This is a genomic window from Dyella mobilis, assembly GCF_016904945.1.
Taxonomy (GTDB): Bacteria; Pseudomonadota; Gammaproteobacteria; order Xanthomonadales; family Rhodanobacteraceae; genus Dyella_B; species Dyella_B mobilis.
Genome location: NZ_JADIKF010000032.1, coordinates 14,215 through 38,815 on the forward strand (window position 1 = coordinate 14,215; position 24,601 = coordinate 38,815).

16 protein-coding genes are annotated in these 24,601 nt (G+C 63.7%); 12 read left to right on the forward strand and 4 right to left on the reverse strand.

The genetic code is table 11. The features are described from left to right. Positions 1-119: 119 nt before the first annotated feature. From ISS99_RS01700 to ISS99_RS01730, 7 genes are all read left to right on the forward strand, one after another. Entirely contained in the window at positions 120-1,382 is a 1,263-nt protein-coding gene (locus tag ISS99_RS01700) for an MFS transporter (protein ID WP_239537572.1), read from the forward strand. A gap of 45 nt (positions 1,383-1,427) precedes the next feature. Then, positions 1,428-3,674, forward strand: coding sequence for a glycoside hydrolase family 65 protein (locus ISS99_RS01705; RefSeq protein ID WP_204629838.1), 2,247 nt, complete (start codon positions 1,428-1,430; stop codon positions 3,672-3,674). 28 nt (positions 3,675-3,702) lie between these two features. Further along, positions 3,703-5,526 carry a putative 2OG-Fe(II) oxygenase gene (locus ISS99_RS01710; protein WP_204629839.1) on the forward strand — a complete coding sequence of 608 codons (1,824 nt, stop codon included), beginning with the start codon at positions 3,703-3,705 and terminating at the stop codon, positions 5,524-5,526. A gap of 150 nt (positions 5,527-5,676) precedes the next feature. Then, positions 5,677-7,950 carry a glycoside hydrolase family 65 protein gene (locus ISS99_RS01715; protein ID WP_204629840.1) on the forward strand — a complete coding sequence of 758 codons (2,274 nt, stop codon included), beginning with the start codon at positions 5,677-5,679 and terminating at the stop codon, positions 7,948-7,950. A gap of 64 nt (positions 7,951-8,014) precedes the next feature. Next, on the forward strand, positions 8,015-9,670 hold the full coding sequence (locus ISS99_RS01720; protein ID WP_204629841.1) for a trehalase family glycosidase: 1,656 nt from the start codon (positions 8,015-8,017) through the stop codon (positions 9,668-9,670). A gap of 100 nt (positions 9,671-9,770) precedes the next feature. Continuing rightward, the gene (locus ISS99_RS01725; protein WP_204629842.1) at positions 9,771-10,832 is read left to right on the forward strand and encodes an alpha/beta hydrolase; all 1,062 of its coding nucleotides are present in this window, start codon (positions 9,771-9,773) and stop codon (positions 10,830-10,832) included. A gap of 81 nt (positions 10,833-10,913) precedes the next feature. Then, positions 10,914-12,359 (forward strand): sigma-54-dependent transcriptional regulator, encoded by a 1,446-nt coding sequence (locus tag ISS99_RS01730; protein ID WP_204629843.1) that lies wholly within the window; start codon positions 10,914-10,916, stop codon positions 12,357-12,359. A gap of 47 nt (positions 12,360-12,406) precedes the next feature. Here ISS99_RS01730 and ISS99_RS01735 read toward each other — a convergent pair whose 3' ends face one another. The 4 genes from ISS99_RS01735 to ISS99_RS01750 form a co-directional block, all read right to left on the reverse strand. Next, entirely contained in the window at positions 12,407-13,972 is a 1,566-nt protein-coding gene (locus tag ISS99_RS01735; protein WP_204629844.1) for a response regulator, read from the reverse strand. A 66-nt stretch (positions 13,973-14,038) separates the two neighbouring features. Beyond that, positions 14,039-14,485 carry a response regulator gene (locus ISS99_RS01740; protein ID WP_204629845.1) on the reverse strand — a complete coding sequence of 149 codons (447 nt, stop codon included), beginning with the start codon at positions 14,483-14,485 and terminating at the stop codon, positions 14,039-14,041. Beyond that, on the reverse strand, positions 14,482-16,290 hold the full coding sequence (locus tag ISS99_RS01745; RefSeq protein ID WP_204629846.1) for a sensor histidine kinase: 1,809 nt from the start codon (positions 16,288-16,290) through the stop codon (positions 14,482-14,484). Before ISS99_RS01745 ends, ISS99_RS01740 begins: the two co-directional genes overlap by 4 nt. A 134-nt stretch (positions 16,291-16,424) precedes the next feature. Beyond that, positions 16,425-18,761 (reverse strand): GH92 family glycosyl hydrolase, encoded by a 2,337-nt coding sequence (locus ISS99_RS01750; RefSeq protein WP_204629847.1) that lies wholly within the window; start codon positions 18,759-18,761, stop codon positions 16,425-16,427. A gap of 164 nt (positions 18,762-18,925) precedes the next feature. On the opposite strand from ISS99_RS01750, the gene ISS99_RS01755 reads away from it, so the two are divergent. The 5 genes from ISS99_RS01755 to ISS99_RS01775 all read left to right on the forward strand — a co-directional run bounded on the left by ISS99_RS01755 (position 18,926) and on the right by ISS99_RS01775 (position 24,527). After that, positions 18,926-19,975, forward strand: coding sequence for a LacI family DNA-binding transcriptional regulator (locus ISS99_RS01755; protein ID WP_204629848.1), 1,050 nt, complete (start codon positions 18,926-18,928; stop codon positions 19,973-19,975). A 94-nt stretch (positions 19,976-20,069) separates the two neighbouring features. Further along, the gene (fucP, locus tag ISS99_RS01760) at positions 20,070-21,314 is read left to right on the forward strand and encodes an L-fucose:H+ symporter permease (protein ID WP_239537578.1); all 1,245 of its coding nucleotides are present in this window, start codon (positions 20,070-20,072) and stop codon (positions 21,312-21,314) included. Between the two features lie 87 nt (positions 21,315-21,401). Beyond that, a complete protein-coding gene (locus tag ISS99_RS01765) occupies positions 21,402-22,379 on the forward strand; it encodes a carbohydrate kinase family protein (RefSeq protein WP_204629850.1) in 978 nt (325 codons plus the stop codon). A 62-nt stretch (positions 22,380-22,441) separates the two neighbouring features. Beyond that, positions 22,442-23,593 (forward strand): AGE family epimerase/isomerase, encoded by a 1,152-nt coding sequence (locus ISS99_RS01770; protein ID WP_239537579.1) that lies wholly within the window; start codon positions 22,442-22,444, stop codon positions 23,591-23,593. A 649-nt stretch (positions 23,594-24,242) separates the two neighbouring features. Next, positions 24,243-24,527, forward strand: coding sequence for a hypothetical protein (locus tag ISS99_RS01775; protein ID WP_204629851.1), 285 nt, complete (start codon positions 24,243-24,245; stop codon positions 24,525-24,527). The last annotated feature ends 74 nt before the right edge of the window (positions 24,528-24,601 follow it).

Below are 24,601 nucleotides of genomic sequence, written 5' to 3' on the forward strand. Positions count from 1 at the left end.
CGGAGGTGCCGGGATTTCCACGAACGTTTCCGCTTTGCCAAAAACCGAGCTGCTCGTCGCTTCGACAGGGTGAGGAAGCCCGTTTCCAAGCAATGTGGTGCCAAAAGCAACAGGTCGCCATGAACCGATTTCGCATGATTGCCGCGCTGGCCCTCATCTACGTGGTCTTCGCGATCCTGCTCAATAGTGTCGGCACGGTCATCCTGCAATCCATCTACACTTTCGGCGTCGACAAACCGCAGGCCAGCCTGCTCGAACTGTTCAAAGACTTGCCGATCGCGGTCACCTCGTTCCTGGTCGCTTCCTTTCTTCCCCTGCTCGGCTATCGGCGCGCGATGATGATCGCGCTGGGCATCGTCGGCTGTGCCTGCGTGCTGATGCCGCTCTATCCCAGCTTCCGCACTACTGAGCTGCTGTTTACCTGCGTGGGTATTTCGTTCGCGCTGACCAAGGTCTCGGTGTATTCGTCGATCGGCCTGCTCACCGCGGACCGCAGCGAGCACGGCCGGCTCACCAATACCATCGAAGGGTTGTTCATGGTCGGCGTATTGATCGCCGGCTGGCTGTTCAGCGCCTTCATCGATCGCCAGGCACCGGCTGATCCGTCGTGGCTGAATGTGTACTGGATACTGGCGGCGCTGTGCGCGCTGGTGATCGCGCTGCTGGCCATCTCGCGCATGGACGAATCCGCCGCGCGCACCGACGAAGGCAAGCCGATGCGCGGCTCGCTGCTGGAAATGCTGCATCTGTTCGTGCGGCCGCTGGTCTACGTGTTTCTCGCTTCCGCCTTCCTGTATGTGTTGATCGAACAAAGCTTCAGCACCTGGCTGCCCACGTTCAACAACGAGATTCTCAAGCTCCCCAACGCCATGAGCATCCAGATGGCGACGATCCTCGCGGCTACCAGCGCAATCGGCCGCATCGTCGCCGGACAACTGCTGCGGCGCATGCGCTGGTACACCCTGCTGAATATCTGTGTGGTCGGCATGGGCCTGCTGGTGATGCTGACCTTGCCGCTCGCCCGTGGCGTCGTCGCGCGTGCCCAGGTCGGCTGGCACGATGCGCCGCTCGCCGCCTACCTCATCCCCTTGATCGGACTGCTGATGGCGCCGATCTATCCGGTGATCAATTCGGTGGCGCTCAGCTCGCTGCCCAAGCCGTCGCACGCGGCCATGACCGGCCTCATCGTAATTTTCTCGGCACTGGGCGGCACGCTCGGCTCGCGCATCACGGCCATCGTTTTCTCGCGCTTCGACGGCATCCACGCGTTTTATTTTTCGCTGGTGCCGATGCTGCTGATCCTCGTTACGCTGTTCCTTTTCAAGCGCGAAACCGATCGCGAGGGCACCGCCCTGGCCAGTGTTTCCCTCGCTGCTAAATAGCGCTTTCCCGGAAGGAAGACGCGCGCTTCAATCGCCGGAGTTTCCATGAGCTTTCGCACCATCGGCTTTACCGGACTGCTGCTCGTTGCAGGTACCGCCGCTTGCCCGTGCCTTGCCGCGACCGATCCGAGCTTTCTGCTCACCGCCACATCCGACAACTTCGGCAGCTATTTTCCCAGCTACCTGGCGAACGGCTATTTCTCCACCATGACCTCGCCGCGCGGCACCGAGCCGAATCGTGCGTACATGGTTGCCTTCATGGATTACGACAAGAGTGACATCTCCCGACCGGCGGCCATTCCCGGCTGGAGCGAGGTCGACTACAACCCCGGCGGAGGATGGATCAATTCGACCCGCCTGGACCCGAAGATCTTTGCCGACTACGCGCAAACGCTGGACATGCACGACGGCACGCTCACCACCCGCTACCGCTTCGACTACGCCAACAAATCCACCGATGTGAAGGTGCTGACCTTCGTCAGCCAGGCCGACCAGCACCTCGCCGCCACGCAGCTCACCATCACGCCGCATTTCGACGGCAGCGTGGAACTCACCTTTCCCATCCGCTTGTGGTCCGAACATCAGCCGCGCTTTCCGATCGGCAGCATGAGCGGCGACCAGATGATCGCCGCGGTGATTGCCAGCGGCCAGAACCTCGACAACAAACCGATACCCACGCCCGATCGCGCAGCCGTTTGGTATCCCGGCTACACCCAGGTGCTGTCCAGCGATGGCGACACCAAGCAGCTCACGCTCTGGCTCGACGGCCGCGCCAAGCAAGGGCTTGGCATGGCCGAAGCGGCCGCCGTGCAATTGCCGTCGTCGCTGGACATCGAAGACATCAAGCTGGAGAAAACCGGCGACCTGCTTTCCCTGCACGTCACCGCCCGCGTCAAGAAGGACGCGACTTACATCTTCACCAAGTATCTGGCCGCGTCGCGCCAGGATTGGGGCGGAAACTCCAAAGAGGATGTCGCGCTCGCCATCCAGGCGCGCAAGACCGGTTTCGACGCTCTGCTGGCCAGACACCAGGCCGCGTGGCACGAGCTGTGGAAGTCGGACATCGTGATCGACGGCGATCCGCAGGTGCAAAAAGCCGTGCACTCGGATCTCTATTACCTGCTATCCAACACCACGGTCGGCACCGCATGGCCGATGGGCGCCTGCGCGTTGACGCCGAACTACGCCGGGCATGCTTTCTGGGACAGCGATTCGTGGGTATTCCCCGCGCTGCTGCTATTGCACCCGGAACGCGCCAAGCCGATCGTGATGTTCCGCAACCGCACCATGCAGCCGGCGCGCGAACGGGCGATCCAGTACGGCGCCAAGGGCACCATGTACCCGTGGGAAGCCGATCCGCAGATCGGCGTCGACAACACGCCGCACTTTGCGTACGGAGTTGTCCGCGAGATCCACGTCAACGCCGACATCGCCATCGCGCAATGGCAGTATTACCTCGCCAGCGGCGACCAGGCGTGGCTGAAGCAATACGGCTGGCCGGTGATCCGCGAGGTTGCGCAGTTCTGGACCAGCCGCGTGACGTACGACAAGGCGATGGACCGCTACGAGATCATGCACGTCACCTCGCCCGATGAAGCGTATGACGACGTGCCGAACGACTCCTTCACCAACGCCGCGGCACGCAAGGCCTTGCAGATCGCGATCGAGGCGGCGAAACAGGTAGGCGCAACACCCGACCCGCAATGGCAGGTCATCGCCGACCAGATGTACATACCCTTCTTGGACAAGGAACAGCGCCACCTCGACTTCGATGCCTCGGTGCCGCACGACAAGATCACCTGGATGGGTTCGTCGCTGGCATGGCTGATGTATCCCAACCTCGACTTGCCCATGTCGCCGACGGTGCGCCGCAACGACTTCGATTTCCAACTGCACGAGCTGAAGGTCCACGGCGACGATCCGAACGAGATGATGATGGTGATGCTTGCCGTGGGCGCATCCGAACAGGGCGACGCCAAGACGGCCGGCGAATGGATCCAGCGCAACCTGGTCGGCTTCCTCAAACCGCCGTTTAACGTGCGCACCGAAACGGTGGCCAATAACGCCGGGTATATCCTCGCCACCTCGGCGGGCTTTCTACAAAGCCTGGAATACGGCCTTACCGGCCTGCGCATCGACGACAAAGGACTGGACCAGGCGTATGCGCCGACGCTGCCGCCGTCGTGGCAAGCTCTGACGCTCAAGCGCGTGCATTTCCAGGGCAAGACCTACGACATCAGCGTCCGCCGCGATGCCGATGGCAAGGTCCAACTGCAGCGCCAGCCGCTATAACCCGCCACGTCGACGAGCCACTGCCTTCATGTCCAGCCCGCCACCCGAACTGCTCGATACCATGCAGCACATCGGTGGGCTGCTGAAGCGCGGCGATCTGCGCGGCGCGCACGACCGGCTGCAGGCGGTGGTCGAAGCACATCCCGATTACGCCGAGGCATTGCGCCTGCTTGGCGGCGTGCGGCAAAGCTTTGGCGAAACGGACAGTGCCGAGGCGTTGTTGCGCAAGGCGATGGCGCTCGACCCCGGCTGGGGACCCACCTTGTTTACGCTCGGCGAATTGCTGCTGCAGCGCGGGCGTTCCGACGAAGCGGTGCCGCTGCTGAAGCGAGCGGCGCAACGCATGCCCCAAGCGGCGCTGCTGCTGGCACGCCATTACAACGATCGGCAGCAACCGGCGGAAGCACTCGCCGTTGCCGCCCCTCTGTGCGAGGCCGGTCAGCTGCAGCCTGACCTGGTGACCCAGCACGTCGCCGCGCTGAGTGCACTGGGACGCCAGGACGAAGCCGTGGCGCTTTATCGCCGGTTCGCCGACGCCGCCCCCGACCATCCCGCTGCCATGCATGCGCTGGCCATTGCACTGGGCGCCGCCAATCAGCACACGGAAGCCGAACGCACCGCGCGGCATGCACTGAATCGCGGACATCGCAGCGCCGCCGTCTATTTCACTCAGGCCAGCAGCTTGGTGACGCTAGGCGATTTCGAAGCGGCCGAAACGGCACTGCGCGAATGCCTGCGCCTGGAACCGCGACACCTGGATGCGCACGATCATCTGGCACGGCTGGTGTGGATGCGCACCGGCGATGCCGCGCAGGCCACCGCCGCACTCGATCAAACGCTGCAAGGTGCTCCGGGAGACGAAGCACTGCTCGCCGCGAAAGCCGCGGTGTTGCAAGGCGCGGACGACGTGCGCGGTGCCTATGCATGCCTGGCCGCAGCGGCCGCGCGCCCCCACGCGAGTCCGGCACTGTTGGTTCGTGCAGGGCTCGCCGCACTGGAATTCGATCCGGCAACGGCATTGACGCTGGCCGAACGCGCACTGCAACTCTCGCCAAACGCCACGCCGTCGCGCACCCTGCTCACCGCCTCATTGCTTGGCATCGGCGATGCGCGCCGTGCTCTGGAACATGCAGAGCTGCTGCTATCGGCCGCGCCCGACGATCAATACCTGATCGCGCTGCAAACCACCGCTTGGCGCATGCTCGGCGACGCGCGCTACGACGTCTGGTGCAACTATCCGCAACGGGTGCGTCCGCGGCGGCTGCAGGCACCGCCGGCGTGGCAGGATCTGGCCGGCTTCCTCGCCGACCTCAAGCGCAGCCTGCAACGTTTGCATCAACGGCACGATCATCCCTTGCTGTTCCAATCATTGCGCCGCGGCACCGAGACCACCGGCGACCTGACCCGTGAACAGGACCCGGTGATCCAGGCGCTGTTCAACGCTTTCGACGCCCCGATCCGCGACTATCTCGCCTATATCGGCACCGGCAACGATCCGCTGCGCCGTCGCAACCGCGGCACATACCAATACAACGGCGGCTGGTCGGTGCGGTTGCGCAGCGCGGGTTATCACACCAACCACGTACATCCGCGCGGCTGGCTCTCTTCGGCGTTCTACGTCGACCTTCCGGAGGGCATGGCCGGCAATGCGACGTCGCAAGAGGGCTGCCTGGCCTTCGGCGAACCAGGCATGCCGACTGCGCCGCCGTTGCCCGTACAGCACGTCGTTCGCCCGGAGCCCGGCATGCTGGTGCTGTTCCCGTCGTATTTCTGGCACGGCACCCTGCCATTCCACAGCACGCAGACCCGGCTTACGGTGGCTTTCGACGTGGTACCGGAGCGTGAGCGATGAAACGCCGCCCAGGCTGTTTTGCAATCACCTCGACGTCCAAATCCCGCATCGGCGCCGTTGGCCGCCCTGGTGCACGAGGCACTGTAACGGCAACATCACACAGGCCGGCCACCATGCGCGGCCTGTCGAATGCAGCCTTGCGGAGTCGTGATGAGATTTGAGCGTAACCAGTCGGCCAGTTTCGCAACCCTCGTTCTCGGTTGCGTGTTTGCATCGTGCGCGTGGGGCGCAACCGATCCCAGCTTCCTGTTGGGCGCGTCCGATGGCAGTCTGCCCGGCTATTTTCCGGGCGAGCTGGCCAACGGCTACGTCTCCACGCTGACCGCGCCGCGCGGCACCGAAGGCAATCTTTCCTATGTGGTCGCCTTCATGGACCGCACCCAGGGCGACGTCTCGCGCCCCGCGGCCATACCGGGCTGGACCGGCATCGACTACAGCACCGGGCCTTCGCGCAGGGGGCAGGCATGGCTCAACCAGGCCAGCCTCGATCCGGCGCACTTCCAGCACTACGGGCAGTTGCTGGACATGTACAACGGCGTGCTGACCACTCACTACCGCTACATCGACGGACCGAAATCGACCCAGGTCAGCGTCGCCACACTGGTCAGCCAGGCCTCGCCGCACCTGGCCGCCAGCCAGTTGTCGATCACCCCGGATTTCGATGGCGAGGTGGAGCTGTCCTTTACCCTGGATCTGTGGGCGCCGCATCAGCCGCGTCTTGCGCTGGCCAAACTGGATGGCCAGCAGATGCAGGAGGCCGTTGCCGCCAACAATCTGGCCTTGCAGGCCAGCGCACCCGCAACGCCCGATCGCGCGGCGCTGTGGTATCACGGCGACACCCGCGTAGTCGCCAGCGGGGGCGATACCAAGACCTTGACGCTGTGGCTGGATGGGCAGGCCGAACGTGGGGCGAAGATGGCTCAGGCCGTCGCCATCGCCCTGCCTGCGGGCATGCAAGCCAGCGACGTGCAGTTGCAAAAGAGTGAGTATCGGCTTGCGCTCAAACTGCGCGTTGCCGTGCAACGCGGACACAGTTACGCCTTCACCAAATATGTCGCGATCTCGCGCGACCATTGGGGCGGCGACGCCAAGCAGGATCTTGCCCTGGTCACCGCCGCGCGCACGAACGGGTATGACGACCTGCTAAACCGGCACGAAACGGCCTGGCATGCCTTGTGGCAATCGGATATCGCCATTCAAGGCGATCCGCAGGCGCAGTTGATGGTGCATTCGGACCTCTATTACCTGCTGGCCAATTCCACTCCCGATACCGCCTGGCCGATCGGCGCCTGCGGCCTCACCCCCGGCTATACCGGGCACGTGTTCTGGGACGGCGATGCCTGGATCTTTCCCGCGCTGCTCCTGCTGCATCCCGAACGCGCCAAGTCATTGGTGATGTTCCGCGCCAACACGCTCAAGCAGGCGCAGGAGCGAGCACATGCGCGCGGCCTGCAAGGCGCGATGTATCCGTGGGAAGCCGATCCGGATGATGGCACTTCGCAAACGCCGCACTTCGCGTCCGTGCTGGACGAGCGCGAGATTCACGTCAACGCCGATATCGCCATCGCGCAATGGCAGTATTACCTGGCCACCCAGGATCGCGACTGGCTGCAGCACTACGGTTGGCCGGTGATTCGCGCCGTTGCCGATTTCTGGGCCCACCGCGCCACCTACAATGCGAGCCAGCACCGCTACGACATCCAGCACGTCACCTCGGTCGATGAGGATTACAGCGACGTGCCCAACGACACCTTCACCAATGCGTCGGCGCGCAAGGCTCTGGATATCGCCACGGCTGCCGCAACGGTGCTGAATGAAAAGCCCGACCCGCATTGGGCCGAGGTTGCGAAGGGCCTGTACCTGCCGTTCGCGCAACAGGATGGGCACTATCTGGATTTCGATCCGTCGGTACCGCACGACCTCGACTCCTGGGGCGCCAGTTCGCTGCCCAAGCTGTCGATGCCGTCGCTGGACTTGCCGATGGATCCCGAGGTGCGCCAACGCAACTACGCCTACGCCATAGCGGCCATCGCGCATTCGCGTCACGACCCGAACAGCATGGGCTTCGCGCCGCTGTCGATCGCTGCCGCCACCGCCGGCGACGAGAAAGAGGCCACGGCGTGGTTCCAACGCTTCCTGGTCGGCCACGTGCTCAAGGCGCCCTTCAACGTGCGCACTGAAACCGCCACCAACAACACCGGCTATTTCATGACCGCCAGCGGCGGCATGCTGCAGAACATCCTGTTCGGGTTCACCGGCCTGCGCATCGAACAGGACGGACTGGTGCAGGCCTATCCGCCCATGCTGCCAGCCGGATGGAACGCGCTGACGCTCAAGCACATCAGTTTTCGCGGCGAACACTACGACGTCGAACTGCGTCGCGATGCGCAGGGCAAGGTCAGCCTGACGCGCCACGGATCATGAAACGCCGCATCACGTGATCGACCTGCCGCCCACGCCGTGTCGATGCACTTACCGGGGAACCGCCATGAAAAAAAGCATTCGCAGCCTCGCCCTGATCCTTTCCGCAACCCTGGTTGCGACCGCCATGGCCGCGCAACCGGACCCTGCAAAGACACGCACCTATATCGATCACGCCTGGACCACGCTGACGCGCTCGCAGGACAACTGCTACGCACTCGCCGATCCAAAGATAAACGGACGTCCCGTGATCTATGTGCCGGCGCAATTCACGGCGCCGGCATCGCTCGCGCAGACGGCGAAGCGCTGCAACGTGGATATTCACCCGTTGCCGCGCGTGATCGACCGGCTCGGCGATGTCGATGCAACCAAGCTGCCGGTACAGGGCCTTTTGTACTTGCCGCATCCCTATGTCGTGCCGGGCGGTTTCTTCAACGAGATGTACGGCTGGGACAGCTACTTCATCGTGCTGGGACTGGTGGCCGACCATCGCACCGAACTGGCGCGCGACATGACCGAGAACGCGCTGTTCGAAGTGCAGTATTACGGCGGAGTGCTCAACGCCAACCGCAGCTATTACCTGAGCCGGTCGCAGCCGCCATTCCTCAGCGCGATGATGGTGGCCGTGCTCGATGATCCGGCCAGCTTCCGCAGTGCCGACGAGAAAAAGGCGTGGCTGGAAAAAGCCTATCCGCTGGCGGTGCGCAACCACGACATCTGGACGCGCCCGGAACACCAGGCCGGACATACCGGCCTTGCCCGCTACTACGACCTGGGCAGCGGCCCCGTGCTGGAAGCGCAGGACAGCGAGTTCTATCGCGGCGTGATCAAATGGTTGATCGCCCATCCCGATCAAGATCCCGGTTACCTCGTCAAAGGCTCCAAAAATCCGGACGATGCCGAGGCGGCAAAGCTGAAGACGACGAGCTGCGACGTGCGCGCATCGAAGGTTTGCCTGGGCAACTGGGTGGACGGCTACCGCTTGACCGCCGACTACTATCACGGCGACCGCGCCATGCGCGAATCCGGTTTCGACACTAATTCCCACTTCGGCCCGTTCGGCGGCTCCACTCATCATTACGCGACGGTGGATCTCAACAGCCTGCTCTATCGCTACGAACTGGACCTGCACGATTTCGCCCTGCAACTGGGCAAGACCGCCGACGCCGAGCATTGGGCGCAGGCAGCCGCCGCGCGCAAGGCTGCGATGAACCAGTACCTGTGGCGCCCGGAGCTGGGCATGTATCGGGACTACGACTTCGTCGCCGGCAAACCCTCCGATGCGCCGTACATCACCACGTTCTATCCGCTGTGGGCCGGCGCGGCATCCGCCGAGCAAGCCGCGGCAGTGCGCAAAACGCTGCCCATCTTCGAATTGCCGGGCGGACTGGCCATGGATAATCGTCCCAGCGGCACGCAATGGGACAGCCCGTTTGGCTGGGCACCCACCAACTGGCTGGCGATCCGCGGACTGGATGCCTACGGCTTCCACGACGACGCACGCCGCCTGGCCGCCAAGTTCGACGCCACCGTCGACCGCAGCTTCGCCGCCGACGGCACCATCCGCGAGAAATACAACATGGCGCTGGGCAATGCGGACGTGAAAGTCAGCGCGGGCTACACCACCAACGTGATCGGTTTCGGCTGGACCAATGGGGTGTATTTGAAGTTGCAGGAGATATTGAAGGGCACAGATACCAAGCAACCGACGACGGCGCAGTAAAGCGCTCTTCACGAGCCCCTCTGTCTGGCGAGGGGCTCGCCTCGGAAAGTCTTGACGCCACGGCACTCAAACCCAGTCCAATCGATGGGAGGAAAACTCCATGCACGTGCGCCATCTTCGCTACGCCGCAATCGCGCTGCTGCTGTGTGCAGATGTTCACGCGCAAACCGCATCCTCCGGTTTCAAGGCCGATGGCAGCGTGACCTCACCCGCCATCGCCATTCCCTATTCCAGCTACGCCTCGCCTGAAGCCCGCGCATTCTTCCCCAAAATGCTCGCAGCCGGAGCCAAGGCGCCACCGATCACCGCGCCGATCGAGCAAAGCCGCGCCTTCTACGAGCGGATGAACAGCGATCGCGTGGCGCGCATGGAAAAGCTTTATCCAGTGCAGATCCGCCACGAAACCATCGCCGGAGTAGGCGCCGACGTCGTGCTTCCGGCAGCAGGTGTCGCCGCGGAAAACGCGCATCGCGTACTGATCAACCTGCACGGCGGAGCGTTCCTGTGGGGTGCGCACAGCGGCGGGCTGGTGGAATCCATCCCGATCGCCAGCGTCGGGCGCATCAAGGTGATCAGTCTCGATTACCGCCAGGGGCCCGAGCACACCTTTCCTGCCGCCAGCGACGATGTGGAAGCGGTCTACCGGGCGCTGCTCAAGCAATACGCACCTGGCCAGATCGGCATCTACGGCTGCTCGGCAGGCGGCATCCTCACCGGCGAGGCCACCGCCCGGATCATCCACGACAAGCTGCCGGTGCCTGGAGCCATCGGCACCTTCTGCGGTTCGCTCAACGACATCGACGGTGACTCCGTCTATGTCGCGCCTTTGTTGAACGGCCAGGGCATCCCCGCCCATCCCCTGACGTTTGCCGACCTGCCCTACTTTCGCGGCGCCGATCCCCGCGACCCGCTGGTCCAGCCCGGACGGTCCGCCGCCCTGCTGGCCAGGTTTCCGCCCACTTTGCTGATTACCGGCACGCGCGACGTGACCATGAGCTCGGTGCTGCACAGCCAGGAACTGCTGGACCAGGCCGGCGTGCAGACCGAACTGCACGCCTGGGACGGCATGTGGCACTCCTTTTTTTCCGACCCGGAGCTGCCGGAATCCCGGGATGCCTACCGGGTTATCGCGCGTTTCTTCCTACACCACCTGGTGCGTTGACGAGATGTACACGTGTTGCGCTTTGCCACTTGCAGGCGTCGCGAGTATCCTGAACGGTAACCCATCCCTCGCCTCCGAATCATGAGCCAACAGACCGTCCTGGTCATCGACGACGAACGCGACATCCGCGAACTGCTGACTATTACGCTTGGCCGCATGGACCTTAAGGTCGATGCAGTCGGCACCGTTGCCGAAGCACGCCGCGCATTAGCCGATCACCACTACGACCTCTGCTTTACCGACATGCGCCTCCCCGACGGCAGCGGCCAGGAGATCATCGAACTGATCGCGGCCGAATACGACGAAACGCCGGTGGCGATGATCACCGCCTACGGCAACGTCGACGCAGCGGTCACCGCGCTGAAGGCTGGCGCGTTCGACTTCGTGTCCAAGCCGGTCGACATCCAGATGCTGCGCCGGCTGGTGCGCACGGCGTTGAAGCTGGCTGAGGAGAAACGCAACGGCGTCACCGCCAGCAGCGCGACCCCCGGTTCGGGCGACCGCCTGATCGGCGACTCGACGGTGATGCAGCAGGTGCGCAACACCATCGGCAAGCTCGCCCGCAACCAGGCTCCGGTGTATATCGCCGGCGAGTCGGGCGTGGGCAAGGAACTGGTCGCGCGACTGATCCACGAGCAGGGGCCGCGCGCCACCGGACCGTTCATCCCGGTCAACTGCGGTGCAATTCCTTCGGAGCTGATGGAAAGCGAGTTCTTCGGCCATCGCAAAGGCAGCTTCACCGGTGCCGTCGCCGACAAGGAAGGCCTGTTCCAGGCTGCCCATGGCGGCACGCTGTTCCTGGATGAAGTGGCCGAGCTGCCGCTGCACATGCAGGTAAAGCTGCTGCGCGCGATCCAGGAAAAAGCCGTGCGGCCGATCGGCGCGCGCGAGGAAATCGCCGTCGACGTGCGCATCCTGTCGGCCACTCACAAGAATCTTGCAGCGCTGGTCGACCAGGGCCAGTTTCGCCAGGACCTGTTCTATCGCATCAACGTGATCGAACTGCGCGTGCCGCCGCTGCGCGAGCGCCGCGGCGACGTGCCGCTGCTGGCCGACTTCGTGCTGCGCCAGCTGGCCACCAAGAGCCGTAGCGATGCGCCGGCCCGCCTGCTGCCCGAGGCAAAGCAGGCGCTGGAGGACTACGACTTCCCCGGCAACGTACGCGAACTGGAAAACATCCTGGAGCGCGCCGTGGCCATGTGCGACGGCGACCGCATCGATGCCAGCGACCTGATGCTGCCGCAGCGCCCGCAGCGCCACGGCGCAGAACAACCTGGCGCGGCCGGGCATGCGGCTCATCACGCGCCAGCCGGCGGCTTTGCCCATGCGCATCCGCCAACTGCACCGGCGCCGGCATCGACGCCCTCCAGCGAGCTTGGCCTGGACGACTACATCAGCAACCTCGAGCGCACGGCGATCATGAAGGCGCTGGAAGAATCGCGCTACAACAAGACCGCAGCGGCGCGAAAGCTGGGCATCACCTTCCGTGCGCTGCGCTACAAACTGAAAAAGCTCGGCATCGATTGATGCCTGCGTTGCGGGTTACCCCCGGATCAAGTCCGGGGTAACCCGATCTACCTGTCGCTCCTGCGCAAGGTATCGCGCACCGCCTGCAACAGTTCCTTCGTGCTCACCGGCTTGTTGAGGCGATGCAACCGCCCCGGCACCTGGAAGATCGGCGCATCGGCCGGATCATCCACACGGCAAAGCACCAGTACGCCCTTGCGGTAACCGGAGTCGCTCAACGCGGCCAGCGTGCGTTCGCTGGTGAAGAGGCTCATGTCGGCGTCCATCACCACCAGGTCAGGCAGACCGCACGCCTCGATCCACTGCAGGGCGGCGGTGCCGCTCTGGCTGGCATGCACTTCGTAGCCCCAGGTATCGAGCGTGTCGGTAAGCAAGGTGAGCTGGCCCGCTTCTTCCACTACCAGCAGCACGTGCTCGGCGTTGCCGTGCAGCGTGGTGTCGCCCTCCACCATATCCGGGGTCTCGGCCACCGGACGCACCACTGGAATGTACAGATCGAAGCAACTGCCTTCGCCGGGGATGCTGTCCAGGCGCATGACGCCGCTGTGGCTGTAGACGATGCGGCGGCAAGACAGCAGCCCCAGCCCCGTGCCGCCTTCCTTCGTGGTGAAGAACGGCTCGAATAGTCGCTTGCGCACTTCTTCGGGCATGCCGTGCCCGGTGTCGGACACGGTCAGGCGCGCATAATCGCCGGGCTGCGCTTCTTCCTGTTCCAGGAAAAAGCTCTGTTCCAGCCTGGCCTTGCTTGCCACCACCCGCAACACGCCGCCGCTCGGCATGGCCTGGATCGCATTGAGGCAGAGGTTGAGCAGGCATTGCTGCAGCTCGGTGTGGTTGCCTTCGAAGCTAAGCTCGCCGTCGTCCACTTCGATATCCAGGCGGATCGCGCGCGGCACACTGCCTTGCAACAGCAGGGAAAGCGCGTCGACCAGTGCCTGCGCCCGCACTTGTTCGGCACGGCGTGCACCACGCGCAAAAGACAGCATGGACTGCACCATCTCCAGCCCGCGGCGCCCGCAGTCGCGCACCAACGCGCCGAGTCGGGCCAGGCGCGGATCGTCCTGGTAATCGAGCAGGCTGTCACCCGCGAGCAACAAGGGTTGCAACAGATTGCGCAGGTCGTGGCTGAGACCGCCGGCGAGCATCGCCAGGCTCTCGAAGCGTTGCACCCGGATCAGCTCTGCCTCGGCCCGTGCACGGGCGCGTTGCTCTTCCGCTTCGCGCATGGCGCGGCGCACGGCGCTGGCCAACCTCGCGGGGTTCTGCTTGAGGATGTAATCGGTCGCCCCTTCGCGCAATGCTGCGATGGCAGCTTCTTCGCCGAGCGTGGCCGACACATAGATGAACGGCGTGTCGGGGCTGTGCGCCAACAGCAGCTCCAACGCGCGCTGCCCGGAAAAGCCGGGCATGCTCAGGTCCGACAATACGATGTGCGGATCGAAATCCTGCAGGGTGCCCAGAAAAGCCGGTTCGTCATCGACCAGCCGCACGTCGTAGTCGATACCGTCCGCCTGCAGCTCGGTGAGGACCAGCTCCGCATCGAGCGGACTGTCCTCTACCTGCAGGACGCGTATGCGCGGCAACGATCGCTGATGGTTGGCCTTGTCCGGCATCCCTTAACCCGCTTGATCAATCCAAGCATCATAATTCAGCGCCGAACGACGAGGGTGGCCCTGCAATCAGGCCTGATCCGGCGCCTCGTTCAGCACTCCCCAGAACTGCCCGAGCGTACGCACCGCCTCAAAAAAGCGCGACACGTCGACCGGCTTGATGACATAGGCGTTGACGCCCAGGTCCCAACTGCGCGCCAGGTCGCTTTCTTCACGCGACGACGACAGGATCACCACCGGCGTACGGCGGAAGCGCTCGTCCGCACGCATCTGCCGCAGCACGTCCAGCCCGTTCATGCGCGGCATCTTGATGTCCAGCAGGACCACGGCCGGGTCCTCGCCCTGGCGGCCGGCGAAGGCGCCTTGGGCATAGAGCCAGTCCATGCACTCCTCGCCATCCTCGACGTGCACGATGGGATTGGCAAGATTCGCCTGGCGCAGCGCATCCATGGTCATCTCGGCATCGACGGGACTGTCTTCGACCAGCAGGATCGTGCGCAAAGGACCGTTTTTCATGACGCCATCCAGCCATCGGGCGAAGGCGGCTCCACCGCTGACAGCGTGAAGTGGAACCGTGCGCCGCGCCCGGGCTCGCCTTCGGCCCAGACCCGCCCGCCATGGCGCATCACGATACGCTGCACGTTGGCCAGGCCAATGCCGTTGCCGGGAAATTCACTGGCCTTGTGCAGGCGCTGGAATACGCCGAACAGCTTGTCGACGTAGCGCATGTCGAAGCCCGCACCGTTGTCGCCGATGGTGAATTCGTAGTCGCCGCCGTCGTTGCGCTGCATGGAAATGTCGATCTGCGCCGTCTTGCACTGCCCGGTGTATTTGACGGCATTGCCGATCAGGTTCTGCCACACGGTGCGCAGCATGTTTTCGTCGCCGACCACGGTCGGCAGGCTCTCCACCCGCCATTCGATGTGCCGCCCCGGCGCTTCCGATTCGGCCAGCGTGCGCGTCTCCTCCACCAGCGCCTGCATGTCCACCGCCTGCAACCGCAACGCGCCACGGCCCAGCCGCGAGAACACCAGCAAGTCTTCGATCAGCTGGGCCATGCGTTGCGAAGCATCGCGGATCACGCCCAGGTAGTGATGCGTGGTGGCATCCACCTCCGCACCCAGGTGCGTTTCCAGCTTCTGTGCAAAGGCGGTGATGTGCCGCAACGGTGCACGCAGATCGTGGGAGACCGAATAGCTGAAAGCCTCCAGCTCGCGGTTGACGTCGGAGACCTGTGCCACCTTGCCTTCCAACTGGTGGTTGAGTTCCTTCACCTGCTGCTCGACCAGGGCGCGCGCGGTGACGTCGCTGACCGTCAGCAGCAAGGCCGGGCTTTCGCTGTCCTGCTGCTGCAAGCGCCGTGCGTTGATCACCACGTGGCGCTCCACGCCGTCGACGGTGCGCTGGGTCAGCTCGTAATCCCACAGCTCGCGGTCGCGCAACAGCACGTCGCGCAGGCGCTGTTGCAGGATCTCATCGGCCCAGGCGCCCTGGCCGATATCGTCGACGTGCTCGGCCCGGCTGTCTTCCGGCACGCCGTACAACTCGCTGAAGGCCGCATTCACCAGCAGAGTGCGCAGGTGGTGGTCGAGCAGGGCGATCGGCTCGCGCACCGCCTGCAAAATCATTTGCGACCGCTGTACCGCCTGGCGTTCGCCCACTTCGGCGCGCAGGCGCTTGCCGATCTGCCGCTCCGAAACCACCACCACGATCGTCAGCATCACCAATTGCGCCAGTGCAGTCAGCGCAAGCGCGGCGCTGTTGTCGCGGGATTGGGTGCGGGCATCCTCGCGCCGGTGCTGCAGCTCCTGTTCGGCGCCGGCGACGATCTTGTCGGCAACATCTTCCGTACGGTAAAGGGTGCCTGCGTCGTGCAAGGCTTGCGCGGCGCCCACCGCGTCCTTCTGCTGGTAGCGCCGCATGGCCTGCTGCTGCAGCGCGAGCCGTCCGTTTTCCACCGCCCCCAGCCGCTCGACCAGGCGCGCCTGGTCGGGATTGTCTTCGGTCATGCGGCGCAGTTGATCCAGCAGGTCCGGCACCATTCGCTGGGTGTTCTGCACGGCGACCTCGGCGTGACCGGAAGGGTCGTCCATCAGCAGGTGCTGGATCGCCGTTTCGCTGTCGTAGGTTTGATCGGCGATCCGGTAGACCAGGGCCTGCACTTCCGCCGAACGGGTGACCCGTTCTCCTGCTGCCAGGGACTGCTGCGAACCGCCGCGGGTGATCAGGTACGGCAACGCGACGATGACCAGGACTGCAAACAGCAGTCCGCCGGTGCGCCAGCGCAAAGCCGCTACTTGTCGCACCCTCCCACGGATCATCGATGGCCCTTGATCGACATGCGCGCTGGCATGATGCCTGCATTCTGCGCATGTTTGCCCCTACTGACCAGTGCGAGGCCGCGGCCGCCCCTCAGGAGCGACGCGTCGGCGATGCAAGATGAGCGGCAAGGATGTCAGTGCGGATACGGGCTCATCGCCGTGGGACGCGCCGAAATCGCCGTGCCCCAGCTCTTGTTGGGCTCCGCCTGCATGCTGAAGTGCAGTTCGCCGCCGGCCAGGATGTCAGCGTGCCGCAGATAAACGCGGTTCAGCGGTTTGCCGTTGAGGGTGACTGCGCCGACATACGGATGCGCGGCATCCATCGGCGTCGCGGTAATGGTGAAGGTGTGGCCATTGCTCAGATGGATCGCGGCGCGCGGCAGGAACGGGCGGCCGATCGCGTATTCGTCGCTGGCCGGCGTGACCGGATAGAAGCCCAGCGCGGTAAAGATGTACCAGGCCGACATCTGGCCCAGGTCGTCGTTGCCGATCAAGCCCGCAGGGCCCGGGCCGTATTCGTTATCCATGATCTGCTTCAGGCGCTGCTGCGTTTTCCACGGCTCGCCGGCGTAATCGTAGAGATAGCCGATGTGGTGGCTCGGTTCGTTGCCGTGTGCGTACCAGCCGATCAGGCCGGTGATGTCTTCCACGTTCTTGAAGATGGACGGATCGACCTTGGCGTCGAACATCTGGTCGAGCTTGTCGGTGAACGCCTTGTCGCCGCCCATCGCGGCGATCAGCCCGGCCACGTCCTGCGGCACATACCAGGAATACTGCCAGGCGTTGGCTTCGGTGTAGTCGTCGCCGTAGCCGGCACTGGTCGGATCGAACGGTTCGCGGAACTGGCCGTTACTCAGCTTCGCGCGCATGAAGCCGGTCTTCGGATCCCACACGTTGCGCCAGTTGGTCGCGCGCTTCTCGAATGTGGCGTAGATGTCCTGCTTGCCCAGTGTCTTGGCCATCTGCGCGATGGCCCAGTCGTCGTAGGCGTATTCCTGGGTCTTGGAGCCGCCCTCCACTTCCTTGTCGATCGGCACGTAACCGAGCTTTTCGTAGTCGGCCAGATCGCCGTAATCGCCATAGGTGGCGGTGGACACCATCGCCTTCATCGCCTTGTCGGCATCGAAGCCGCGGATGCCCTTGATGTACGCATCGGCGATGATCGCCACGGCGTGATAGCCGGTCATGCACCAGGTTTCCAGACCCTGGTAGGCCCATACCGGCAGCATGCCGAACGGACTGGCCTGCTGCGCAGCAATCAACGAACGCACGAAATCGACGGTGCGATCCGGATGCAGCAGGATCAGCAACGGCTGCTGCGCGCGATACACGTCCCACATCGACCAGCTCGAATAAAAATCGAAACCGTCGGCGTGATGCACCTGGTGATCCGGCCCACGGAACTCGCCGTTGACGTCCATGCTCAGGCTGGGCGCGATCATGGCGTGATAGAGCGCGGTATAGAACTGCGTGCGCAACACCTGCGGACCGTCCACGTCGATCGGCGCCAGCGCCTTGTTCCAGGCGGCCATGGCATCGGCGCGGTGGGCATCGAAATTCCAGCCCTCGCCATCTTTATCCAGATTCTCGACGGCATTGGCCTCGCTGACCGACGAGATCGCCACCTTCACCAACAGCGGCTGCTTGAGCTGGCCGAAATCGAACACGCCCTCCAGGGCGCGGCCGTTCTGCGCATTCGCATCCTGCTGCTGATAGCCCGGCCCCTTGAAGCCCTTGTAGACCAGGTCGGTCTCGCGGTTGTACAGCTCGCGCGAGATCATCGGCTGGTTGAAGCGCATCGCGAAGCACAACTCGCGGCCCGGCGCCCAGCCGCGGGTGGTGCGACAACCGGTCACAGTGCCGTCCTGGTGCACTTGCAGTTCCGCCCACAGCACCTTGCCGGGGTAGTCGTAAATGCTCGGGCGCAGATCCAGCAGCAGGTGCGCCGGCTTGCCGGCCGGGAAGGTGTAGCGGTGCCAACCCACGCGACGGGTGGCGGTGAGCTCGGCGCGCACGCCGTAGTCGGCCAGCGTCACGGCGTAATAGCCGGGCTGCTCGACCTCGGTGGCGTGGTCGAAGCGCGAGCGGTAGCCGCTGCCGGGCACCTTTTCGTCGCCCGGGTCCAGCTTCACGTCGCCGGCGATCGGCATCACCAGCACGTCGCCCATGTCCGAGTGGCCGGACCCCGAAAAATGCGTGTGCGAGAAGCCCATGATGGTGGGGTCGCCGTACTGGTACCCGGCCGCCCACTTATAGGCATGCTTGAAATCGGGCATGGCCGTGTCGGGGGAGAGCTGGACCATCCCGAACGGCACCGTAGCGCCCGGAAACAGGTGTCCATCGCCTCCGGTACCTATGCGAGGATCCACTTCTGACGCATGCTGTCCGGCACTCTGGGTGGCTGCAGCCGCCCCCAGGGGTGTCATCATGAGCGCGGCGAGGCAGGCATGGAGCAGGCGACGGCTGTTCATAAGGGGCTTGGATCCGGAGGGAGTGGTTTGGATCGTTCCAAATGCTGCAAACTAGCATCGGTGGGGACGCTTCGCATGCTGCACTGCGTGATCCTATTTCCGCAGATTCGGGTAAATTTAGATCGTTCCAATAGCTAGGATTGGTCTATGAGGACGGGCTCTTAATGGGGAACACACCGCCGGTCGGCCGTAAGGTCACCCTCAGCGACATCGCCGCGGGCTGCGACGTCTCCCGCGCTACCGTATCGCTTGTCCTGCGGGGCAGTCCGCTGGTCAACAAGCACACCCGCGCTCGCGTCGAAGAAGAGCTGCGACGGCAAGGCTACGTGTACAACCGGGCCGCTGCCAATCTGCGCCGCCGCACGTCGTCCAGCATTGCGCTGGTACTCAACGACCTGGCCAACCCGTTCTTCGCGGAATTTGCCGCCGGCGTCGACGAAGTGCTGGGCGACACCGGCTACGTCACCTTGCTCGGCAGCAGCAGCGAATCGATCGAGCGCGAACTGGCCGTGCTCGGCTCGCTGATGGAACACGGCCCGGCCGGCATCATTCTTTCGCCGGCCGAAGGCGGCGATGCGCAACAGCTGCTTTCCGCCGTGGGCGGACAAACGCCGCTGTTGCTGTTCAACCGCGAAGTCGGCGGCGATATAAGCACCTGCGATCACTGGGATCGATTGTTCCTGGATAACCAGCGCGGTGCGTGGCTTGCCACCGAACACCTGATTTCGCAGGGCCACCAGCGCATCGCCTTTTATGGCGGACACGGCAGCTCCAGTTCGTGCAAGCAACGTCGCGCAGGCTACGCCGAAGCCATGCAGGCGCACGGCTTGCCGGTCGATTCGCATTGGATGGTGGAGTGCGCACCCAATCGCCTGGATGCCGTGGCGCAAAGCGAACACCTGTTCAACAGCGGCAAGGCACCTACTGCGGCGGTCTGCTACAACGATGCGGTGGCGCTGGGCCTGATGCTCGGTTTGCATCAGCGCGGATTGCAGCCCGGCCGCGATTTCGCCCTGACCGGCTTCGACGACATCGCCGAAGCCGCCGTCAGCGCACCGCCGCTGACCACGCTGGCCGTAACGCCGCGCGCGCGCGGACGCCAGGCGGCGGAACTGATCATGCTGCGCTTGCAGGATCCCTCCGCCCCTCCGCGCCAAACCATTGTCCCGGTGCAATTGCTGGTACGTGCCAGCAGCTGCCCGCCGCACGCCTGATTCCCTGGAAACCATCATGGCTTTTACTGCACCCACCCGGCCGTCAACGGCTTCCGCGACGGCCGACAACAGCAGCCGCTATACGTACTACCCGATGGCGCTGAGCGTGATGACGACGGTGTTCTTCATGTGGGGTTTTCTCACCTGCTTGAACGACATCCTGATTCCGCACCTCAAAGCCGTGTTCGAGTTGAACTATGCGCAGGCGATGCTGGTGCAGTTCACCTTCTTCGGCGCGTACTTCCTGATGTCCCTGCCGGCAGGACGCGTGGTGGCGCACCTGGGCTACAAGCGCAGCATCGTGCTCGGCCTGGTCGTGGCCGGCATCGGCGCCGCGGGATTCTGGCCGGCTGCCGGCTTGCGCCTTTACCCGGCCTTTCTTGGCGCACTGTTCGTGCTCGCTACCGGCATCACCTTGCTGCAGGTGGCGGCCAATCCGTATGTCGCGCTGCTGGGGCCTGAGAAAACCAGCTCAAGCCGCCTCACCCTGGCCCAGGCGCTCAATTCGTTCGGCACATTCCTCGCGCCGTGGTTCGGCAGCTTGTTGATCCTGTCGAATCAGGTCAAGAGCTCGGCCGACATCACGCAGCTTTCCGCCACCCAGCAAATGCTCTATCGCACGCAGGAAGCACAGGCCGTGCAGATGCCGTACATCGGCCTCGCCCTGGTGCTGGTACTGCTTGCGATCTTCGTGTGGATCTTCCGCCTGCCCAAGCTGGAAGAAAGCACCGAGCAGGCCGACACCAGCCGCCACACGCTGCTGGATGCCATCCGCTATCCGCACGTGCTGTTCGGCGTGCTGGGCATCTTCTTCTACGTGGGTGCGGAAGTCTCGATCGGCAGCTTCATGGTGAACTACCTGTCGCAACCCGACATCGGCCACATGAGCGAACAGCAGGCCGCGCATTACGTCTCGCTGTATTGGGGCGGCGCCATGATCGGCCGCTTCCTCGGTTCGTGGCTGCTCGCCCTGCTTTCCCCGCGCAAACTGCTGACGGCCTTCGCGGCCATCAACATGCTGCTGCTGGTCGGCACCATGTCGACCACCGGTACGACAGCCATGTACAGCATCGTGGCCATCGGCTTGTTCAACTCGATCATGTTCCCGACCATTTTCGCGCTCGGCATCGAACGCATGGGACCGTTGACCGGCAAGGCATCGAGCCTGCTGATCATGGCCATCGTCGGTGGCGCGCTGGTGCCCTGGCTGCAAGGCGTGCTGGCCGACAACATCGGCATCCAGCACGCGTTCGTGCTGCCGCTGCTGTGCTACGCGTACATCGTTTTCTACGGACTGAGCGGCTCGAAAATACGCAGCGCTCCGATGCAGGCCACCTGACGCAACGCCCGTTTTCATCCCAGGGGCAGCGAAAAGCCGATCCCTCATGACTCATTACACATACGCATCCACCCTAGGGGTTTTTTGATGACTCGCTCCATCCTTTGCTTCGGCGAGGCACTGATCGATATGCACGGCGAAGGCAGCGATGGCCACGGCTTTGCGCGGCAGTTCCTGCCCTTTGCCGGCGGTGCGCCGGCCAATGTCGCCGTGGCACTCGCCAAACTGGGATGCCGTGCACGCTTCGCGGGCATGCTGGGGACGGACCGCTTTGGCGACTTCCTGCTGCAAAGCCTGCAGCAGGCCGGCGTGGATACCGCCGACGTGGCGCGCACCGGCGAAGCGAATACCGCACTTGCTTTCGTGACGCTCGATGCACGCGGCGAACGCAGCTTCAGCTTCTATCGCCCGCCTTCCGCCGACCTGCTGTTTCGCGCCGAACATTTCCGCACGCAGACCTTCGACGACACCGCCATCTTCCACATCTGCTCCAACAGCCTGACCGATGCCGGCCTCGCCGCGACCACACTGGCAGGCATGCAGCGCGCGCGCGCTGCTGGCGCACTGGTGAGCTTCGACCTTAATTTGCGCCCGGCCCTGTGGCTCAGTGGCAGCGAACCGCGCACACAAGTGTGGCCGGCGCTGCTGCTGGCCGACGTGGTGAAACTGAGCGCCGAAGAATTCGACTGGCTCGCCAACGAAGGCGAGCAAGTCTTGCTGGATCGCCTGTGGAGTGGCAGCGCACGTTTGCTGGTGGTCACCGACGGCCCGCATCCGCTGCGCTGGTACCACCCCGACGCCGATGGCGAACTGCCCTGCTACAACGTACCGATGGTGGACAGCACCGGCGCCGGCGACGCCTTCGTCGGCGGCCTGCTGCACCAATTGGCCGAACAACACGTCACGCGCGAGAACATCGACGCCTGGGTCGGCACCCTGCCGCGCCTGCATGCCGCGCTGCGCTACGCCAGCGCCTGCGGCGCCGTCGCTGTCACGCGCCACGGCTCGTTCGCCGCGATGCCGAACACCACCGACGTGGAACAATTCATGGAGACTCACGCGTGAGCACGCCCCCCGCCCCCGATTTTCGCTCCGAGAAATTCCTGCGCGAGCACATCGCCAAGACCATGGCGTTCTACCACCCGCACTGCATCGACCCGGCCGGCGGCTTTTTTCATTACTACCGCGATGACGGCACCATCTACGACACCAGCCATCGCCACCTGGTGAGCAGCACGCGCTTCGTCTTCAACTACGCGATGGCGTCGATCGAGTTCGGCCACGAGGACTACCTCAAGGCTACACATCACGGCCTGCGCTACCTGCGCGACGTGCATCGCAATCCGCACACCGGCGGCTACGCCTGGACCATCCGCGACGGCAAGCCGGAAGACACCATGTATCACGCCTACGGCGTGGCCTTCGTCTTGCTGGCCTATTCCACGGCAGTGAAAGCGGGCATCCACGAAGCCAAGGCGTGGATGGACGAAACCTGGAATCTGCTGGAAAAGCACTACTGGGACGCCGACGCGCAGCTTTATCGCGACGAAGCCAACGATCAGTGGCAATTCACCAGCTACCGCGGCCAGAACGCCAACATGCACATGTGCGAGGCGATGCTCGCCGCATACCAGGCCAGCGACGAGCCGCGCTACCTGGAGCGTGCCCTTACGCTCGCCCAAACCATGACCCAGCGCCAGGCCAAGCTCGCCGACGGCCTGGTGTGGGAACACTACAAAATCGACTGGACCATCGACTGGGATTACAACCGCGACAATCCCAAGCACCTGTTCCGCCCCTGGGGCTTTCAGCCCGGCCACCAGACCGAGTGGGCCAAGCTGCTGCTGATCCTCGAATCGCTGCTGCTGGAACGCAACCGCGAAGAAAAGTGGCTGGTACCCACCGCACAACATCTGTTCGACACTGCCCTCGCTCGCGCCTGGGACCCGGTCAACGGCGGCATCTGCTACGGCTTCGCACCCGATGGCAGCGTTTGCGACGGCGACAAGTATTTCTGGGTGCAAGCCGAATCGCTGGCCGCCGCCGCCCTGCTGCACGCACGCACCGGCGATGCGAAATACGACCAGTGGTACGAAAAGCTCTGGGCCTACTCCTGGGAACATTTCATCGATCACCAGTACGGCGCCTGGTATCGCATCCTCACCCAGGACAATAAAAAGTACGACGACGAAAAAAGCCCCGCCGGCAAAGTGGACTACCACACCATGGGCGCCTGTTATGAAGTGATGGCGCTGATCCGGGATGGTGGCAAGCCCTGATTCGATAGGCGCGTTAATAAAAAAGGCGGAAGCGAGTGATCGCTTCCGCCTTTTTTATTGGGCGAATCATCCGCACCAAAACGCGATGTAGCACTCTCCACACATCCGACGAAGCCGAGCCACCCTGCACCGAGCACGCCCAACAAAACCACCATCACCCTTAAAACCACCGTCACCCCGGCGAAGGCCGGGGTCCAGCGACTTTCGCCCCACCCACATCACTGCGCTTTGCCGAAACAGAGCAGTGCCGCCATTCAGCTCGACTAACCACCCAACATGTCACCGAACACGCAAAATTCCGACACCCGAATTACAACGAAAAAAAGCCCCCATCGCCCAACGCTGACATACGTAAGGCAAAATACCTACACGGATGCACAGCGCGACTGAAGCGCTTTTGCGTTGACGCCAAGAGGATCGGGTTTTAGCGTTGATATGTCGCTGCTAAAACAGCGGCCGGGTGTAGGAACCCGATGTTCAACGCGCACAGGGCGCCGCAAGGCGCTTTTGTGTGTCCAAGTTCGCCTATGGCGGACGTGTCGGGCAAGCGCAAGCTTGGCTGAATTCGTTGAACTCAGTTTCCTACCCTGGCGCGTCCGCCACCCATCCTGATCGTGGCGGCCATCCCCAACATGGAATGGAGCCCACCATGAGCACCCACTCACGCGATCAATGGATTGCCCTGCACGCCCAATACCTCGTCGACCCTCAAGTCAGCCGCCACGGCTTGCTCATGGACGCCCAGATTTTCCTCGACAGCGCCCACGGCATCGCCCAAACGATGAGCGACGTCATGAGCGAAGATGACATCCCCAACAGCGACCGACTTTGTTCGGCATTGAATGGCATCGCGCTATTGGTGGAGATGGGCCGGCGGTGCGTCGCGCAGGCGGAGTTGCGGATCATGACGGGCGGGAATCGAATACAAAAATAAAGACCTAGCCATAGCGACGTGTATTTCCTCGGAATCGCGCCAAAAGCAAAGCCGTTGAGCGGGCAACACAACAA